This is a genomic window from Mycolicibacter sp. MU0102, from assembly GCF_963378105.1.
Classification (GTDB): Bacteria; Actinomycetota; Actinomycetes; order Mycobacteriales; family Mycobacteriaceae; genus Mycobacterium; species Mycobacterium holstebronense.
The window spans coordinates 4,724,053-4,743,288 of the sequence record NZ_OY726398.1 but is presented as its reverse complement, the minus strand read 5'-3'; the positions used below and the strand labels follow the sequence as shown (position 1 = coordinate 4,743,288).

Annotated in this window: 13 protein-coding genes; 9 read left to right on the top strand and 4 right to left on the bottom strand. The window is 66.3% G+C overall.

Annotation, left to right across the window (positions count from 1 at the left end):
• Positions 1–9 precede the first annotated feature (9 nt).
• From pks2 to RCP37_RS21905, 3 genes are all read left to right on the top strand, one after another.
• Positions 10–6,339: a sulfolipid-1 biosynthesis phthioceranic/hydroxyphthioceranic acid synthase gene (gene pks2, locus RCP37_RS21915; RefSeq protein WP_308485004.1), complete on the top strand. Its 6,330-nt coding sequence runs from the start codon at positions 10–12 to the stop codon at positions 6,337–6,339.
• Positions 6,340–6,408: 69 nt separating this feature from the next.
• Positions 6,409–7,824, top strand: coding sequence for a condensation domain-containing protein (locus RCP37_RS21910; RefSeq protein ID WP_308485003.1), 1,416 nt, complete (start codon positions 6,409–6,411; stop codon positions 7,822–7,824).
• 84 nt (positions 7,825–7,908) lie between these two features.
• Positions 7,909–10,926 carry an MMPL/RND family transporter gene (locus tag RCP37_RS21905; RefSeq protein WP_308485002.1) on the top strand — a complete coding sequence of 1,006 codons (3,018 nt, stop codon included), beginning with the start codon at positions 7,909–7,911 and terminating at the stop codon, positions 10,924–10,926.
• Between the two features lie 9 nt (positions 10,927–10,935).
• Here the strand turns inward: RCP37_RS21905 and RCP37_RS21900 are convergent, their stop codons facing one another.
• Genes RCP37_RS21900 through RCP37_RS21890 form a run of 3 tightly spaced genes read right to left on the bottom strand, consistent with a single transcriptional unit; the run spans position 10,936 to position 14,536 of the window.
• Complete coding sequence (locus RCP37_RS21900) at positions 10,936–12,033, bottom strand: PE-PPE domain-containing protein (RefSeq protein WP_308485001.1); 1,098 nt, start codon at positions 12,031–12,033, stop codon at positions 10,936–10,938.
• Positions 12,034–12,085: 52 nt separating this feature from the next.
• On the bottom strand, positions 12,086–12,763 hold the full coding sequence (locus RCP37_RS21895) for a GAP family protein (RefSeq protein ID WP_308485000.1): 678 nt from the start codon (positions 12,761–12,763) through the stop codon (positions 12,086–12,088).
• A 33-nt stretch (positions 12,764–12,796) separates the two neighbouring features.
• Positions 12,797–14,536, bottom strand: a complete 1,740-nt coding sequence (locus RCP37_RS21890; protein WP_308484999.1) for an AMP-binding protein — start codon at positions 14,534–14,536, stop codon at positions 12,797–12,799.
• Positions 14,537–14,771: 235 nt separating this feature from the next.
• On the opposite strand from RCP37_RS21890, the gene RCP37_RS21885 reads away from it, so the two are divergent.
• Together RCP37_RS21885 and RCP37_RS21880 are read left to right on the top strand one after the other, a co-directional pair.
• Complete coding sequence (locus RCP37_RS21885; RefSeq protein ID WP_308484998.1) at positions 14,772–15,449, top strand: sensor domain-containing protein; 678 nt, start codon at positions 14,772–14,774, stop codon at positions 15,447–15,449.
• A gap of 33 nt (positions 15,450–15,482) precedes the next feature.
• Positions 15,483–16,280 carry a sensor domain-containing protein gene (locus tag RCP37_RS21880; protein ID WP_308484997.1) on the top strand — a complete coding sequence of 266 codons (798 nt, stop codon included), beginning with the start codon at positions 15,483–15,485 and terminating at the stop codon, positions 16,278–16,280.
• Positions 16,281–16,286: 6 nt separating this feature from the next.
• Here RCP37_RS21880 and RCP37_RS21875 read toward each other — a convergent pair whose 3' ends face one another.
• Positions 16,287–16,967, bottom strand: a complete 681-nt coding sequence (locus RCP37_RS21875) for a sensor domain-containing protein (RefSeq protein WP_308484996.1) — start codon at positions 16,965–16,967, stop codon at positions 16,287–16,289.
• 153 nt (positions 16,968–17,120) lie between these two features.
• Between RCP37_RS21875 and rpsF the strand changes: the two genes are divergently transcribed.
• The 4 genes from rpsF to rplI all read left to right on the top strand — a co-directional run bounded on the left by rpsF (position 17,121) and on the right by rplI (position 18,777).
• Entirely contained in the window at positions 17,121–17,411 is a 291-nt protein-coding gene (rpsF, locus tag RCP37_RS21870) for a 30S ribosomal protein S6 (protein ID WP_024442721.1), read from the top strand.
• 77 nt (positions 17,412–17,488) lie between these two features.
• Positions 17,489–17,998, top strand: coding sequence for a single-stranded DNA-binding protein (locus RCP37_RS21865; RefSeq protein WP_046285276.1), 510 nt, complete (start codon positions 17,489–17,491; stop codon positions 17,996–17,998).
• Positions 17,999–18,030: 32 nt separating this feature from the next.
• Complete coding sequence (rpsR, locus tag RCP37_RS21860; RefSeq protein WP_024442719.1) at positions 18,031–18,285, top strand: 30S ribosomal protein S18; 255 nt, start codon at positions 18,031–18,033, stop codon at positions 18,283–18,285.
• A 33-nt stretch (positions 18,286–18,318) separates the two neighbouring features.
• Positions 18,319–18,777, top strand: coding sequence for a 50S ribosomal protein L9 (gene rplI, locus RCP37_RS21855; protein WP_308484995.1), 459 nt, complete (start codon positions 18,319–18,321; stop codon positions 18,775–18,777).
• Positions 18,778–19,236: the final 459 nt, after the last annotated feature.

The window sequence follows — 19,236 nt, the reverse complement described above, 5'->3', positions numbered from 1 at the left end:
GCCAGCGCGATGAGTACCGCTCCCACACCCCCCTCCAGCCCGTCCGCCTCACCGGTCGCCGTCATCGGGATGGCGTGCCGGCTTCCCGGCGGGATCGAGTCGCCGCAGCAGTTCTGGGACGCATTGCTGCGCGGCGCCGATTTCATCGACGAAGTACCCGCCGAACGCTGGGATGTCGACAGCTACTACGGCTCCGAACCGGGTACCCCGGGCCGATCGGTATCTCGCTGGGGCGGCTTCCTGGACACCATCGGCGCGTTTGATGCCGACTTCTTCGGCATGACCGAGCCGGAGGCCATCGCGGTCGACCCGCAACATCGCCTCTTGCTGGAGACCTCGTGGGAGGCCGTTGAGCACGCCGGAATCGACCCGGCGGCCCTGGGTCGATCGCAGACCGGCGTCTTCGTCGGGCTGACGCACAGCGACTATGAGTTGCTGTCCGCGGAGTACGGCGCCGCTGAGGGACCCTACGGATTCACCGCCACCAACACCAGCTTCGCTTCCGCCCGCGTGTCGCAGGCCTTGGGACTGCACGGGCCGGCAGTCACGGTGGACACGGCGTGTTCCTCGGGCCTCATGGCGGTCCACCAGGCGTGCCGCAGCTTGCAGGTCGGCGAAAGCGAGCTCGCCCTGGCGGGCGGTGTATCGGTGATGCTCGAACCCCGCAGGTCCGTTGCAGACTCGCAGCAGGGCATGTTGTCCCCGACCGGCCGATGCCGGGCCTTCGATGCCGCCGCCGACGGATTCGTCGCGGGTGAAGGCTGCGTGGTGTTGCTTCTCAAGCGGTTGCCAGAGGCCATACGCGATCACGACCGCATCCTGGCTGTGCTGCGCGGCAGTGCCGCCAATCAGGACGGCAGCACCGGAACAGCCGAGGCGCCGTCGACGCCGGCGCAGGTTGCGGTGTATCACGCCGCGTTGGCCGCTGCCGGCGTCGAGGCCGCGACGGTGGAGCTGGTTGAAGCACATGGTCTGGGAGCCCCGGCCGCGGATCTGACCGAGTATGCGGGGCTGGCCGCGGTCTACGGCACCGACGATCGCTGTTTCTTGGGGTCGGTCAAGACCAACTTCGGGCACTGCCAATCGGCATCCGGACCGCTGGGTCTGATGAAGGCAATACTGGCACTGCAGGACGGCACGGTTCCACAGCATTTGAATTTCACCCGGCTGCCGGACCAGCTGGCCGGGGTACAGACCAACCTGGTTGTGCCGCTGGAAAACACGGCCTGGCCGGCCAGGGCGGCCCATCCGCGTCGGGCCGCGGTCTCGTCACATAGCCTGTCTGGCACCAACGTGCACGTCATCGTCGAGCAACCACCTGTGTCGCCGGTACCGGAGAGGACTACCGAATCGGCGACAGAGGGCGGCCGGCAAGCGCCGCTGCTTTTCCCGATATCGGCGACCTCCGCTGACCAGCTGCGGGTGACGTCCGCCCGGTTGGCGGACTGGGTCGACGAACACGGCCCCGCGATGGCTGACACCGTTCTCGCCGACCTCGGCTACACCCTGGCGCGGCGGCGGTCACACCGGCCGATACGAACGGCTGTGGCGGCGAGCAACTTCGGTGAGCTCGGACAGGCGCTGCGCGAAATCGCCGGCAATGACCTGGCCTACCAGCCTGCTATCGGATCGGACGGCCGCGGGCCGGTCTGGGTCTTCTCCGAACAAACTCCCCAGTGGGCGAAAATGGCGGCATTGCTCGCCGAAGAACCGGCGTTCGCGGCCGCGATCGCGAAAATGGAGCCGGTCGTCGCCGAGGAGTCCGGCTTTTCACTCGCCGAAACCATCGCTGCCGAGCTTCCGCCGACCGAGGTCGAACGAGTGCAGCCGACGAACTTTGCCATCCAGGTCGCACTGGCCGAAGCGATGAAGGCCCATGGGGTTCGGCCGGGCGCGGTCATCGGGCATTCGCTCGGGGAGACGGCGGCGGCCGTCGTCGCAGGTGGGCTGACGCTGGAGGACGGGCTCCTCGTCACCTGTCGCCGGGCACGGCTGATAGCGCGAATCGCCGGCAGCGGCGCCATGGCCACCGTGGAACTGCCTGCGCAGCAAGTGCTTTCGGAGCTCTCCATTCGTGACGTATCCGACGCGGTGCTCGCAGTGGTCGAGTCGCCGGTGTCGACAACCATCGGCGGTGACGGCGAGACCGTTCGCGACCTGGTGGCCAACTGGCAGCAACAGGGAGTGCCGGTGCGCGAGCTGGCGGTCGCGGTCGCCGCACACTCGCCACAAGTCGAACCGGTCCTCGATGAACTGGCTCAAGCCCTCGCCGACCTGAAGCCGACCGAGCTCGAGATCCCGTACTACTCGGCAACACTGTGGTCGCCACGTGACCGGCCGTCATTCGACGGCCAGTACTGGGCGGACAACCTGCGTTACATGGCGCGGTTCGCAGCGGCTGTGCAGGCGGCGATCAAGGATGGCCACCAGATCTTCGGCGAGCTGGCGTCGGACTCACGGTTGGCTGCGGTTCTCGAGCAGAATGCCAGCAGTCTCGACATCCGCATCGCTGCGCTGGCAGCCACCCCCCGAGAGCGCCAGTCCTGGAACGGATTGCGCGGGTTCGTCGCTGACTTGCACAGCGCCGGAACGGCGGTGGATTTCGCTGCGCAATACCCGTCGGGCAGTTTGGTGGAGGCGCCGCTGCCGAGCTGGAACCACCGCGAGCTGATATTCAGCAGGGAGGACGCAGACGTCACTCCGCGCGGCGCAGCGGTCCGGGCCGTGCACCCCTTGTTGGGAGCGCACGTACACCTATTGGAGGAGCCCGAACGCCACGTCTGGCAAGGCGAAGTCGGAATCGTGGCGCACCCGTGGCTCGATGATCACCGGGTTCACAACATGGCCATCTTGCCCGGGGCCGCCTACTGCGAGATGGCTTTGGCCGCCGCCCGTGCCAGCCTGGGCGAATCAACCGAGATTCGTGACGTTCGATTCGAACAGATGCTGCCCCTGGACGACTGGACATCGGTGTCCTCGGGGGCCGTGGTGGTGGCACCCGGGGTACTGGACTTTGCGGTGCACACCCATCAGGGGCGCGACCGGGTTGACTGCGCAACCGCAGTGTTGCAGGCACGGCCGGATGGTCGCCAACCAGCGGTCCGCGATATCGCCGCATTGCTGGCAGCTCACCAGGACCGCGTGGACGGTGCCGAACTGCGAAAAACGTCCGAGCGTCACGGAATTCAATACGGCCCTGCGTTCTCGGGTTTGGTAGCGGTCCGTGTCGGCGACGGCGGGCACACCATCGGTGCCACGGCGCTTGCCGAGATCGCGCTGCCGGGACCGGCCCGCTCCGAGCAGGGGCTCTATGAGATTCATCCGGCCCTCCTCGAAGCGTGCATCATGTCTGCCGTTATGCGGCCCGACGTTCCGCGCGCCGGCGACGGGGGACTGCTGCGCCCGGTTGGGGTGCGCAGCCTGCGCCGCCATCATCTGATTCGAGACGTGCGGTACTGCCTGAGCACAGTGACGGTGGCGCGAGCCGACGCCTGCGAGGCCGATCTGGAATTGATGGACGGCTCTGGCAATGTGTTGCTCACCGTCGAAGGTCTGCACTTCACGGCCGGCCGGTCGGAGATCGAATCCGATGTGCGCATTCTTGATGAGCGCCTGCTGACCATCGAGTGGGAGCGCCGCGATCAACCGGGTGCCGCCTCGACCGATGCCGGAAGCTGGCTGTTGTTGAGCATGGCTGACGCCACAGACACCCTGACCGGCCGTCTCGGTGGGGTGCTCAACGGCGAAGGGGCGTCATCGCACACGGTTTCGGTGCCGATCGGGCGCGGCGATGTGGCTGCGGGCCTGAACGGAGCGCTCGACGGCCACGCCGGGATTGTTGTGGTTACCCCGCCGGCGCTCGAGGCTGCCAATCCCGCTCAGCGGGGCCGCGACTTCGTGGCTTACCTGTTGGACGTCGTGAGGCAGATGGTCGCGTTACCCGGGGAGTCGCCGCGGTTGTACGTGGTGACCCGAGACGCCGCCACGGTGCGACCGGGGGACCGGCCCAACCTGGAACAGGCTGGCCTGCGTGGACTGATACGGGTCATCGACTCGGAGTATCCACACTTGAAGGTCACCCAGATCGATGTAGACGGCGGCGCCGCCGAGCACGATGAGGCATTGGTGTCCCACCTTGCGGCGCAACTCCAGAGCGGGTCTGACGAGGACGAGACCGCTTGGCGTGACGGTGATTGGTACACCGCGCGGCTGCGCCCCGGCCCGCTCGGCCCAGCCGATCGGCGGACCACCGTGGTGGAGCACGGCCAAGACTGTCTGCGCCTGCAGCGCAACGATCCGACCGAGCCCGAGTCGTGGGAAGCAGTCGCCTACCCCCGGATTGCGCCGGGCAGCGGTCAGATCGAAGTTGCGGTGACGGTCGCCGGAATCAAGTGGGCCGAGGCCTCGCCCGTCGAGGAACACCTGCAGCAGCTGGGCCCAGATTTCGCGGGCGTGGTGACGGCGGTCGGCCCCGATGTCACCGGCCACCGAGTGGGCGACCACGTCGGCGGGATTTCTCCCGACGATTGTTGGAGCACGTTCATCACCTGCGACGCCCGACTGACGGCTACCTTGCCGGCGGAGCTGCCGTTGACCGAAGCCGCCGCGTGGCCGACCGCATACGCCACCGCCTGGTATGGGCTGCACGATCTGGCGCGCGTCACATCAGACGACAAGGTGTTGATCCATTGCGCAACCGGCGGCGTCGGCCAGGCCGCGATCGCAATCGCACGGGCGGCCGGATGCCAGATCTTCGCCACAGCGGACAGTCCACGGCGGCGACAACAGTTGCACGACATGGGTATTGACCACGTCTATGACTCGAGCAATCTTGAGTTCGCCGATCGGATACGCCACGACACAGATGGCTACGGTGTCGACGTGGTGCTCAACTCGCTGTCCGGGGTGGCGCAACGCGTCGGAATCGAACTGTTGAGCTTCGGCGGCCGGTTCATCGAGTTGGGCAAGCAGGATGTCTACGGCGACAGCAGGCTTGGGCTGTTCCCCTTCCGCCGAAATCTGTCGCTGCATGTCGTCGACTTGGCGTTGCTGGCGCACAGCCATCCGGAAACGGTCCAGCGATTGCTGTGCACCGTCTACCGAAATGCAGCAGACGGCAGACTTCCGCAACCGCCCACCACGCACCATTCCTTGCTGGACGCTTCCTTCGCCCTGGGCGTGGCCGACGCCGATGACTGCGCGGCAACGGTTTTGCTCGACATGCCGCAGACCGGAAGCACGGTAGCGGTGGTGCCACCGGCCCAGGCCCAGCTATTCCGGGCCGACGGCGCCTACATCGTCACCGGCGGCACCGGTGGGGCCGGGTTGTACCTGGCTGCTGAGATGGCCGCAGCGGGTTGTGGCCGCATCGTGCTGAGCGGCGATTCGGCACCGGACAGTCAAGCGCAACGGGCCATCGAGCGATTGCGTGCACTGGGCACCGATATTCAGGTGGAATGCGGCGATATCGCGGAGCCGCAGACGGCCGACCGGCTGGTGGCGGCGGCGACGGCGTCCGGTCTGCCGGTGCGCGGGGTACTGCATGCGGTTGCCGCGGTGGGCGAAGCACCGTTGACCGAGATCACCGGGCACCTCGTTGACCGCTGCTGGGGGCCGAAGGTCCACGGCGCGTGGAACCTGCACCAGTCGTTGCAAGAAGAGGCCGCCGCACAATCGGTGGACTGGTTCTGCGCGTTCTCCTCGACTGCGGCGCTGATCGGGACGCCGGGCCAGGGCGCCGCCGCGGCAGCCGACAGCTGGTTGGACGCGTTCGGACGCTGGCGCCAGGCCCAGGGCTTGCCGGCCACCGTGATCGGGTGGGGGCCGTGGGCTGACACCGGCAGCTCCGCTGTCCCCGTCGACGGAGGGCGCGCTGCGATCACTTCCGCCGAAGCCGCCCGCGCCTTCCGTGCGGTGCTGAGCTATGGACGCGCGTGGGCCGGATACGCGCCAATCACCCGGGCACCGTGGTTGACGGCGTTGGCGCACCGTAGCCCGTTTGCCGAAGCGTTCCGACCGGTGCGCCGAAGCAGTCCCGACGCGCAGAGGTTCCTTGCCGAGCTGAAGGAGCTCCCGCGCGACGAGTGGTTGGGCTCGATACTGCGCCTGGTCTCCGATCAGATCAGCCTGCTGTTGCGACGTACCGTTGACCCGGACCGGCCGCTCCCCGAATACGGCCTGGATTCGTTGGCTAGCTTGGAGTTTCGTACCCGGGTCGAAACAGAGACCGGGGTCCGGGTCGGCCCTGCCCAGCTCACCACGGTGCGCGGACTGTCCCAGCACGTGTGCGACCAGCTGGCCGCCCGTGTAGAACATGCGGACTCTCCCGGTGGTAGGTAGTTTGAGTCGGCCGGCCGCTGTCCCGAGCCGCCAGCCGAAGCGTTTTTCGCCTGAGAAGAGGAGCAGACGGTGCGTGTAGGGCCATTGGCGTTGGGAACGTTGTCGGACTGGGAACCCGAGGCCGGTCCCACTGTGGTGTGGCAGCCGTCGGCTGCTGCACTGGCCACGGCGCGACAGGCGCCGGTCAATGCCGTGCCGGCCAGCTACATGCAGGAACAACACATTCGTGGCTACATCGACCAGACCGCCGTCGGACTCGACTACTCGCGCCTGATGGTGCTCAGTTGCGACATGGCGGGCCGCTGCGATCGGCGTGCCATCGACTACATCATCAACGCGCATGTACGGCGGCATGAGACCTACCGCAGCTGGTTCGAGCACGCCGACGACGGAAGCCTCATTCGCCACGTCATTGATGACCCAGCCGAGATCGCGTTCGTCCCGGTCGATCACGGCGAACTGACGTTGCCGCAGGTGCGCGAACTGTTGACTGAGACGCCCGATCCGTTGCAGTGGGACTGCTTCCGGTTCGGGATCATTCAGGGCAAGAGCCACTTCACGTTCTTCGCCAGCATCGATCACGTGCATGTGGACGCGGCGGTCGCCGGGGTGACGTTGATGGAGCTCTATTTCATGTACAACGCGCTGGTGGCCGGCGGGGCGCCGCTGGAGTTGCCCCCGGCGGGAAACTACAGCGAGTTCTGTGTCGGTCAGCATGAGTTCACCTCTGCGCTCACCCAAGAGTCGCCCGAGATTCAGGCCTGGCGAAGCTTCGCCGAAAGCAACGACGACAGCCTGCCGGGTTTCCCGTTGCCGCTCGGCGACCCAACGCAGCCGTGCCCGGCGGCCATGGTCACCGCCACCATGCTGGATGAAAAGCAGACCGTCGATTTCGAGTCGGCCTGCACCGACGCGAGCGCCCGGTTCATCGGTGGCGTCTTGGCGTGCTGCGGTTTGGCGCAGCAGGAGTTGACCGGCGATGCGACCTATTACGGACTGACGCCGCGGGACACCCGCAGATCCCCGGACGATGACCTCACCCTGGGCTGGTTCACCGGTCTGATTCCGATCACCGTTCCTATCGGTGAGTCTTCGTTTGCGGACGCCGCCAAGGCCGCGCAGGATTCTTTCGATTCAGGCAGAAGCCTGGCGGACGTGCCCTACCAGCGGGTGAGGGAGTTGGTCCCCAGCTTGGGCAAGCCGCCGCCGAATTTTCCCGTCGTCAATTTCATGGACGCCGGGGCCGCGCCGTTGTCGGCGTTGATCGCCGCGGGCCTGGACGACCTGAACATCGGCGTGTACAGCGACGGCCGGTACTCGTATCAGATGTCGCTCTACGTGATCCGGGTGCAAGAGGAGACCGCGGTCACCGCGGTATTCCCGGACAACCCGGAGGCCCACGAATCGGTGGCGCGCTACTTGGCGTTGTTGAAGTCCGTGTTTGAGCGGATTGCCGAGCAGGGCCATGGGGAGAAGGTCGCATGAGTCCAGCTCCATTCGCTGAGACACGCACGCCCAGCAGCTGCCGCCGGAGGTGAACCCATCTTCAGCCGGCTAGGCGACTTCGTCGTGCGGCGCCCGTGGCCGGTGATCGGCTTCTGGGCGCTGTTGGTCGTGCTGCTGCCGCTGTTCGCGCCGTCGCTGACCGATATGGCGCAGCGACATCCTGTCGCGGTGTTGCCTGCCGATGCCCCGTCGGTCCAGGCCGCCGCTAAGGTCTCCGCCGCCTTTGACGAGGACGGCTCGGAGAACGTGCTGACCGTTCTGCTCACCGATGAGGCGGGCTTAGATCGAGCCGATGAAAAGGTCTACCGCGCACTGGTGGACCGGCTGCGTCTTGATACCGAAGACGTGGTGATGCTGCAGGACTTTCACGCCACCCCGGCGTTGCGGGAGGTGCTCGCCAGCAGTGACGGCAAGGCGTGGATTCTGCCGGTCGGGCTCGCGGGGGACTTGGGAACTCCCGAGGCCTACGCGGCATACGTAAGAGTTGCCGAGACGGTCAGGGAGACCGTTGCTGGATCGACGCTGACCGCCGACGTCACGGGTCCGGCAGCCACCGTCGCCGACCTGACCGACGCCGGGGCGCGGGACCGCTTCGCGATCGAGCTGGCGATCGGTGTCCTGCTGCTGTTCATTCTGGGCATCATCTACCGCAACCCGCTCACCATGCTGCTGCCCCTGATCACCATCGGCGCATCGATGGTCGCGGCGCAGGCGGCGGTCGCGACGGCGTCACTGGTGACCGGAATGGCCGTCTCCAACCAGGCCATCGTGATGCTCAGCGCATTGATCGCCGGCGTGGGAACCGACTACGTGGTCTTCCTGGTCAGCCGTTATCACGACTACATCCGGATGGGATCCGGTACTGCCGAGGACTGCCAGCGCGCGGTGCGGCGGGCCCTGGCATCGATCGGCAAGGTGATTGCCGCGTCTGCGGCCACCGTTGCCATCACCCTGCTGGGGATGGGCTTTGCCAAACTTGGGGTGTTCGCCACCGTCGGCCCGGTGCTGGCGATCGGGATCGCGGTGGCGTTCTTGGCTGCGGTGACGTTGCTTCCGGCCATTCTGACGCTGGCCGGTCCGCGCGGCTGGGTGGCGCCGCGTCCCGAACGCGCTGCGCGGTTCTGGCGCCGGACCGGGGTGCGAATCGTTCGGCGCCCCAAGACGTATCTGGTCGGTAGCCTGGCGCTGTTGCTGGCATTGGGCAGCGCCGCGGGGCTGATCCGGTTCAACTACGACGACCGCAAACAACTGCCGGCTTCGGTCGACAGCTCGGTGGGGTATGCGGCGTTGGACCGGCACTTCCCGGTGAACCAGACGATCCCCGAATACCTGCTGGTTCAATCGCCCAACGATCTGCGTACTCCGCGGGCTCTGGCCGACATGGAGCAGATGGCGCAACGGATCAGCCAGATCCCGGGTGTGGCTGCTGTGCGTGGCGTTACCCGACCGAGTGGTCAGTCCCTCGAAGAGGCCAGGGCCACTTACCAAGCCGGTGAAGTCGGGGGCCAGCTGGGCGAGGCCGCGGGCTTGATCGCTGAGCGCGATGGTGACCTCAACCGGCTGACTACGGGCTCCAGGAAGCTGGCAAACGGCCTCGGAGATCTGAACACCCAGGTCAGCCAGTCCGTTGGCAGCGTGCGCAGTCTGGTCGACGCGCTGGCGTATCTGCAGGCTCAGTTCGGGGGCAACAAGACATTCGGTGAAATCGACCAGGCCGCAAGGCTGGTCAACAGTATCCGGGCACTCGGCGACGCCCTCCAGGTGACCTTCGCCGGGCTCGCGTCCAGCTTCGACTGGGTCGATCCCGTCACCGAGTCCCTCGATGCCAGCCCGACATGTGACGCCAATCCGATTTGCGAGACGGCGCGAGCCGAGTTCCACAAGCTGCAAAACGCCCGTGCCGCAGGCACTCTCGATGAAATCTCCAGCCTGTTTCGTCAGCTGCAGTCTGCGCAGCCCTCGCAGACCTTGTCGTCGGCGGTCAACGGGCTGAGCCGGTCTTTGCTGTCAGCCTCGCAGTCTCTGCATGCGCTCGGATTCGACAATCCTCGCCGGGTACAGCGGAAGATCATCGAGATGCAGAACGGCACCAACGAGCTCGCCAGCGCCGGCCGTCAGGTGGCCGACGGGGTACAGCTCCTGGTTGACCAGACCAAGGAGTTGGGACTGGGCCTGGACACCGCCTCGGCGTTTCTCATGACGATGGGCCACGACGCTTCCGAACCGTCGATGGCGGGATTCAATGTGCCGCGAGAGGTTCTGGCCACCGAGGAGTTCAAGTCGCTGGCCCACACCTTCGTCTCGCCCGACGGACATTCGGTGCGGTATTTCATCCAAACCGACGAGGATCCGTTCAGCACCAAGGCCATGGACCAGGTCAACACCATTCTTGCGACCGCCCAAGCGGCGCAACCCAATACCGTGCTGGCGGACGCCTCGATTTCGATCTCCGGGTACCCGGTCACGCTGCGCGATATTCGCGACTACTACGACCGGGACATCCGGCTCATCGTCGTCCTGACGACGCTGGTGGTGCTGCTGATCTTGACCGCCCTGCTACGAGCGATCGTTGCCCCGATCTATCTGGTGGGCTCGGTGATCATCTCCTACCTGTCGGCGATCGGGCTTGGCGCTTTGGTCTTTCAGGTCATATTGGGGCAGCAACTGCACTGGAGCGTGCCGGGTTTGGCGTTTGTGGTGCTGGTGGCTGTGGGAGCCGACTACAACATGCTGCTTGCGTCCCGATTGCGCGACGAAGCGCCGCTGGGCGTTCGTACCAGCGTCATTCGCACCGTCGGGTCGACCGGCGCGGTGATCACCGCTGCCGGTCTCATTTTCGCCTCCGCCATGTTCGGGCTGCTGTTCGCCAGCGTCGGGGCTGTCGTGCAGGGCGGCTTCGTGATCGGAGCCGGCATCCTTGTCGACACGTTCGTGGTGCGCAGCATTACCGTGCCCGCCGCCGCAGCACTGCTCGGACGGGCGAACTGGTGGCCCGCGCGTCCGTGGCTACAACCTTTGGCCGGCAACCCGAAACGCAGCACCGCCAAGGGCGACACGATTGAGACGGTGGCCGAAGCCTGACGCCGTGCGTCAGCCGGTGAAATTGAAGAAGCTGCGCAGCTTACCGACGGTGTCATCGACGGCGCTGCTGGTCTCCGGTCCCAGAACCTCCACCACATCCATGCCGGCCGGGTGCACCGAGATCGGCCTGCTGGCGGGGTCGTCATTGCGGGAGTATCCGGCGTCGACCTGCGGCTGCAGGAAACCGTCGAGCTGGTCGACCAGGTCGTCCGGCACGCCGGCGAAGCGCAGCGGCATGGTCAACGGCAGGTGATTGATGGGAATCAGGTACGTCGTTGTGGTGGCGCCGCGGGAATTAATGGTGGATCGGACGTTCTGCGCGGGCACATCAGCGGGCGTGGTGAACGCGGACGGCGTATGCACGATCGCGGCACCGAGCAGGGCGTTGGCGACCGACCACAGATTGTCGGGCCGGTCGGGGAAGTCGGCCATGCCGTCGTAGGCGGCGACGATCCGATTGGTGTCGTATTGGCTCTCCACCTCGGGGGGCATGTCGTAGTCCTCGAGAGGCAGCCGGCTGCCCGGCGCAAAGAGGCCGGAAAGAAAGCTCTTCCCGAAAGCGTGCTTGCCCATGGGTGAGCCGATTGTCGTGAATTGCAACATGTCTGCCGGCGGTGCGGCGGGGTCGTTGGCGAGCCGGACCTGCTCCTTGTCGAGCGCCATGGTGCCCTGCGACAAACCGATGACACTGGCAGGCTGGGTGCCGCGGCGAATCACTGCATCGAGGTTGTCGGCGGCCGCGTCGACCGCTGCGGACACGGTCACGTTGTCGCGCTTGGCGTCGGGAGCGAACATGGTGGGCACCCACCGGAACATGGCGCCGGCCGGGTAGTCGATGATTTCCCGCTTCTTGTTCGGGAAATAGCCCGAACCGGCGCGGCGGGTGTAGTCCGCCCACGGGATGCCGGGCGGCCGGGCACCGCCGACCGCGTAGACGACGTCGACATTCGACGCTTCGCCCACCGGTGCCGGCGTCGGAGTCGGTGCGGGTGCAACCCAGGGGGTATCGGTCGGGCGTGCCGGGGTGGCGGTAGCCGTACTGGCGCTCAACCCGCTAGCCGAACCGGCGAGCCACACCGCGAGAGCTCCGGCGACCAGTCGTTTCATTGCTAACCCCTTCAACCGTGCAGGTCCGCTGTCGGACCCGACGTCCACCTTCTCATAGACCCAGGACACCGGCAGTGCATAAGACACCGCCTACGGTAGCCAGCAGGGCGGCGACCTGGCCCGGACGACGTGTTCGACCCCACTTGTGCAACGTTGCCATGAACCCGCGGGTGGCGCCCGGCGCCAGCAGGTAGGCCAGCAGCGGAATCTCGACGAGCGCAAACGCCAGCACGTTGAACGTCAGCAGCGCGGCGATCTTCGTGCTGGTGGCGTCGCCGGAGGCCACGATGATCGCCAACGCGGCCAGGTAGTCCACCGACGGCAGCGCGATACTCAAACCGGCTGTTCCCGCCACCCACAGTGACCGACCCTTGAGCAGGCGCTGTGCCCGAGCAGAAAATCTGGCCGGGACGGAATCGGCGCGATCCGCGCGCATCGCACTCGGCCGGTCGGTGACGATTCTGACCGCGAGAACCGCTGCGGTGAGCAGCGCCAGCGCGCCGATGGCGATCTGGGCCCTCGGCAGGGTCAGCCCAGAAGACTCGGCCAAGGTGGGCGGGAGCAAGAACAGCACCACCAGACCGCCGGTTGTCCCCATGACGAAGCCGCCGCACAGGAACGCCATCAGCTGCAGCGCCGGCCTGGGCCGGTTCAGCATCAGCAGTGTCAAACCGATGCGAACCGGCTCAACGCTGGTGGCGGCAGCCATCACGAGCAGGGCGATCCACATGCGGCGAGTTCGTAGCGCGGGGACGCGGCCCGCTCAGCGGTCCATACGGGTGAACTGCTGGCTTTGGTACTGCTCGACGCAGGCCGCCCGGCGCACCTTGCCGCTGGTGGTGATGGGAATCGATCCCGGACCAACCAGCACCACATCAGCAACGGTCACCCCGTGGACCTGAGCGATCGCTGCCTGCACGTCGTTCTTCAGGACGGCAAGCCGCTGCGCGGCGTCCTCGGCGAATTCGCCACGATCCCGAACTTCGATGATGGTGACCAGCGTCTCGTCCTCGTTGACCGGAACCGAGATGGCCGCGACGCGACCGCCGCTGATCTCTTGAAGGGTGGCCTCGATGTCCTCGGGGTAGTGGTTGCGCCCGCGGATGATCAGCAGATCCTTCATGCGGCCCACAATGAACAGCTCACCCTCGGAGATGAATCCGAGGTCGCCGGTCCGCAGCCAGGGGCCGCTCGGGGTGCCCTCGGACGCCCTGACAAGCGTCGCCTCGAACACTTCCTGCGTCTGTTCCGGCTTGTTCCAGTAGCCGGCAGCGACATTGGCGCCAGCGGTCCAGATCTCGCCGACGGTTCCCACGGAGCACTCTGCGCACGTTTCGGGGTCCACGATCCGCACCGCCGGCGACTTCGGCACACCGTAGGTGAGCAGGGGCGTGCCCTCGGGTGCCTCGCACCGTTGCGCACTACCGCGCGTCAACTTCTCCGATTCGAAGTAGACGGTCTGGGGCGGGCATTCCACATCGAGGGTGGCGACATACAGAGTCGCCTCGGCCAACCCATAGGCCGGGTGCAGGGCCCGAGCGCGGAAGTTATGGGGGGCGAATCGGTTGAGGAAGCGCTCCAAAGTCGCGGGATGGACGCGTTCACTGCCGCTGACGATGCCCAGCACGTCGCCCAGGTCAAGTCCGGCCATGTCTTCTTCGGTCGTCTTGCGCACCGCCAGTTCGAAGGCGAAGTTCGGAGCCGCCGTAAACGTTCGGGTGTGGCTGGCCATTGCTTGGACCCAGCGCGCCGGACGCTGCAAAAACGCCACCGGACTCGTCAGCTCGCAACGGTAGCCACCCAGGATGGGTGCGATGATGCCCAGGATCAAGCCCAGATCATGGTAGAAGGGCAGCCACGACACGATCGTTGTGTCGGGGGGCGCCACCCCGTTGAACTCCGGGAAGTAGCCCGCCATGAACTGGCGGAAGTTCACCTGAAGGTTGCGGTGCGAGACCATCACGCCAGCCGGAAGCCGAGTCGAGCCCGAGGTGTACTGCAGATAAGCCACACCGCCGGAGTCGACAGGTTGCGCACCCATGGCGACGCTGGCATCCAGATCCAACTCATCGACAGCGACCACGGTTGCCGTGGCGTCGGCCCCGGATTCCCGGACGTACTCAGCGACAAGATCTGCCGCTCCCGACGTGGTCAAGACGACGGTGGGAGCGGTGTCGGTGAGAACGGCGCTGACCCGCTCGTCGTGCGCACCGGGATGCGGCACCGGCAGCGGCACGGCGATGAATCCCGCTTGGATGGCGCCCAGGAAACCGGCGATGTAACCGAGGCCTTGTGGGGCCAGGATCACCGCGCGATCCCCGGCAGACCCGTGCCGCTGGAGTTCCTTCGCGACATTGAGGGCGCGCCGATACATCTGTGACCACGACAGCGTCTCGGCGACACCGTCCCAGTTCTGGTCGTAATCGGTGTAGGTGAACGCCGCCTCATCGGGCGCGAGGGAGGCGCGTTCGCGCAACAAAGTTAACAAGGAAACATCAGACATTCCGGTGAGGCTACCGTCACAATGCCAGATCTGCCGAGCAACGTTGCACGGTGATGACCTTCTACCTCAATTTCGCCGCCGTCAGCGGCCGGCTGGCACGCCCTTTACCGCCGGACAGCGGCCCGGCCAGCCGCTACGATCGTGACGATCTTGGCTCGAGCTGCCACCGAGAGATGCGGGACATCCGATGAACCGTTCAGTTCAAGCCGCGGCCTGCTGCTCGCTGGCCCTGCTGGTGACCGCTGGCTGCAGCGCGACCACGGGTGATATCCCCATCGACGCGATGATGGCCAACGTATCTTCGGCCCCCAAGACGCCCGGCCTGGCGTCCACGGACGGGCTGCCGCCCGGCCGGGTCGGCGCGCTGCTGCTGTCCGACGACGATGTCAGCGCCATCGTCGGGTTGCCGATGCATGGAAACGGCAGTTGGCAGGTACCCGGCGCCGAGGTCACATTGCGGGACCGCGACGAGTGCAAGGCCCTCACGCTTTCCGGCAAAGATTTCTGGACCACGGATTACACTGCGTATCGGCAGGTCTCACAGCAGGACAGTGACGACATGAACTTCTTTACCTGGCAGGGTGTGGCCGCCTACCCGAACGGACGAACCGCGTCGCGGGTATTCCGCCGGACGATCAACGCCGATCTGCAGGCGCGCTGCCGGACGGCGGTGGTGCCCGCCGAGAACGATGAGCATGCGGCTTGGCACGTCGATTCCCTCACAGTCACCGACTCGAAGTTGTCCGTCCTCTTGTCGGAACAGCGCGACCAGCAGAGCACCGGATGGCGCTGCGCAACACAGATTCGCCTGCAGCGCAATGTAATACATCGTGACGGGGCATGCCAGACCGGCAACCCCTCGACAACCACGCAGCAGATAACGGATATGACCGCGAACCGGATCGGGGGCTGACGCATGAACGACGGACCGGCACGGAGCGATGCGATGAAACGGGTATCGGCCGCAGTGGGCGTCGCCGGCCTGGTGGCGATGGCGATGCTCGGGTGTTCGCGCGGTGACGACCAGGATGGCGGATCCGCCCAGGCCGTCAGGCTGCCGTCGCCCGGTGACACCACCAGGGCCGAGACCTCAGAGGCGGTGGCTCCCGCCGGTGAACCCGCCCGCCGGTCCTCGATGTCCCCGGTTCCGCCGCCGCTGGTCCTACCGGATCGGTTGCGCACCCTGCCGTTGCCCGCCGACGTGTCCGGTCCCATCGTCGGTTCTCCGTTGGGTTTTGAGAAGCGCTTCGACCAGCCGGCGCCACCGGTGACGCTGGACGAGCACGCCGAGTGCGCGGTGCTGCTCGGCCCGGCCATGCCCGCCTTCGGCTTCGAGTGGACGGCCTACAAGGGCGCCCAGCAGAAGGACCGGGAAGAGAACGCCGACGTCGTCGTCGGCCAGGGCGTGGCTTCTTACCCCGACACCGAGAAGGCACGCGCCGCGTTCGGCGCGGCGTTCCCCGCCGAGCTGCGCAAGTGCGAAGGGGTTGCGGTGCACAACCCGCGCGACACCGAAGCGAACCTGACCTGGCAGTTCCACGTCCCCACCGTCGATGGCACCCGAGCGCAGTGGAGCCGGGTGCAACTGGCCGACGGAAAGCCGCTCGACTGGAGCTGCGCCTATGAGGCCGACGTCAAGAGCAACGTCCTGCTGTACACCTCGGTGTGCCAGCGCGGCGCCGGCGGGGCCGAGGCGGCGGCGAAGCTCGCCGAGCGGCTGATGGTCTGGATTCCGGCCACCTGACCGGGGTCAGTGCACCCGGTCCAAGACGTGCTGGCTGAGCCGGTCCATGGTCACGGCGGCGTTGCCCCACTGGCTGGACAGCACCTCGACCATGAAGTTGGCACCCACAGCGACGAGGAACGCAGAGGTGAACCCCATATTCGCGCCGTTGTAGCGAGCCGAGAGCAGCCAGGAGGCCACGGTCGCGTCCGGGCTTAATTCGACGTGCACCAAGTCCATGGTGACGCCCGCATCGACGTCAGCACCAACCAGCCGTGCATTGAGGCAGCGGTCGACCGCCGGCCGGTTGTAGGTATTGGTGAACGCCGCGCTCGCTTCAGCCACCGAAGGAAAGGTCGTCACCGCCACGATCGCGGCCGCTTCGTGTGCGCGGTTCTCCCACCTCTGCGCTCGGTGAGACGCGTAGTTGCTCCCGACCACCTCAGTGGTGCCCACCTCGTAGAACGCCCGGCAGTCATCGCGCTGTCGGAGACGTTCCGGCTGGGACGGCACCATGCCCACCGGGCCCGTGCTGGACATGGGCATCCCGGCGAATGTACTGACCTCGTCGTCGGAGGGGATCAACATCGCGACCTGGCCCGGCTGCACCCAGTCGCCGTCGGCGACCGCCGGCGCCGGCATCGCCAGCCCGCTCAGTGCGGCAAGGGCGATTGCGGACATCACGAACCACTTGCCGTGACTCACCATGGCGGTGAGCCTAATCGGACTCGATGCGCAACCCGCCGATTTCACTCCGGCGGTCCGCCTCCGGTAACCTAGCCCGGTTGCCGACGCAGGCGACCCTCCTGCCGTGGACACCTCCACGGCCGCACTACGACCATAGGAGGTGATGAGGTTCCCATGCGTCCATACGAAATCATGGTCATCCTTGACCCCACTCTCGACGAGCGCACCGTTGCCCCGTCCCTGGAGACGTTCCTGAACGTCATCCGCAAAGACGGCGGTTCGGTCGACAAGGTCGACATCTGGGGCAAGCGCCGCCTGGCTTACGAGATCGCCAAGCATGCCGAGGGCATCTATGCGGTCATCGACGTCAAGGCCGAGCCGGCCACCGTGTCCGAGCTCGACCGTCAGCTCAGCCTGAACGAGTCGGTGCTCCGCACCAAGGTGATGCGGACCGACAAGTCGTAGCAGGTTGGGCCGGCCGTTGCGTAGGCTCAGCTGCGAATGCAGCACTCAAGCGCTGACACCGATCCTAGGAGGGCCCCGTGGCTGTAGGTGACACCACGATCACCGTCGTTGGAAACCTGACCGCGGACCCTGATCTGCGGTTCACCCCCTCGGGGGCGGCGGTCGCCAACTTCACGGTGGCGTCCACTCCGCGGGTCTTTGACCGGCAGAGCAATGAGTGGAAGGACGGCGACGCGCTGTTCCTTCGGTGCAACATCTGGCGCGAGGCCGCCGAGAATGTTGCCGAGAGCCTCACCCGCGGATCGCGGGTGATCGTCACCGGGCGGCTGCGGCAGCGGTCTTTCGAGACCCGCGAGGGCGAGAAGCGCACCGTCTACGAGGTGGAGGTCGACGAAGTCGGCCCCTCGTTGCGGTATGCCACCGCCAAGATCAACAAGGTCAGCCGCGGCGGCGGCGGAGGCGGCTTCGGCGGGGGCGGCGGCATGTCAGCCCCCTCCGCTCCGTCCGGCCCGCCCGCGGAAGACCCGTGGGGCAGTGCTCCGGCGTCCGGCTCCTTCGGTGGCGCCGACGACGAGCCGCCCTTCTGACAAACGAACCACAGCACGAAAGAGATAGGTAGATGGCCAAATCCAACAAGCGGCGCCCGGCTCCTGAGAAGCCGATCAAGGCTCGCAAGTGCGCATTCTGCTCCAACAAGAAGCAGGTGATCGACTACAAGGACACCTCGCTGCTGCGCACCTACATCAGTGAGCGGGGCAAGATCCGCGCCCGTCGTGTGACCGGCAACTGCGTTCAGCACCAGCGCGACGTCGCGCTCGCGGTGAAGAACGCCCGCGAGGTCGCGTTGCTGCCCTTCACCTCGTCGGCGCGCTAGCCGACCACTCAATCTTGGAGAAAGTACGAAACGATGAAGCTCATTTTGACCGCTGAGGTGGACCACCTCGGAGCGGCCGGAGACACCGTCGAGGTCAAGGACGGATACGGCCGCAACTACCTGCTCCCGCGGGGGCTGGCCATCGTCGCCACGCGCGGCGCGCAGAAGCAGGCCGACGACATCCGTCGTGCCCGCGAGACCAAGCAGGTGCGCGACCTGGACCACGCCAAGGAGCTCAAGGAAGCTCTGCAGGCGCTGGGCCCGGTCACGTTGCCGGTGAAGACCTCGGGCGACTCGGGCAAGCTGTTCGGCTCGGTGACCGCCGCTGACGTGGTCGCCGCCATCAAGAAGGCCGGCGGGCCGAACCTGGACCGGCGGATCGTCCGGCTGCCCAAGGCCCACATCAAGGCCGTCGGTAGCCACCCGGTGTCGGTGCACCTGCACCCCGACGTGAACGTCGACGTCACACTCGACGTCGCCGCGGCAAACTAAGCACGTACCTCAGCAGCCCCGGCAGCGCCTGATTGGCGCGGCCGGGGCTTTGCTGTGTTCGGATGGCGGTCGGCCCGGGTTAGTGCTGGCTAACTTTTGGGCCCGTCTGTGAGGGCGGGTCGTTTACCTTGATGTGGAATCGCGTCTACCTGTCTGCAAAGCAACACGCCCAAGGCGGCAACCTCCGACGACACGCCGAAGAGATTGTCTTCCACAATCAAAACGCCCCTCGCTACGGCCCTTACCTGCGCGGATAACCCGGGTGAGAAGCGCAATCCACAAGTCTTCCCCACCGTCCCAAACAAATGGGGGACCGGTGTGCACACTTAATCCACACCTTTGTTAACAAGCTCGTTTTGTACGGCCGCCAGCAACGCCTACCGTCAACGCGGCACGGCACAAGGGGGTGGCCAGAGATGTCACAGCCACCGGATATGTTCGGCCTAATTAGCGCCGAAT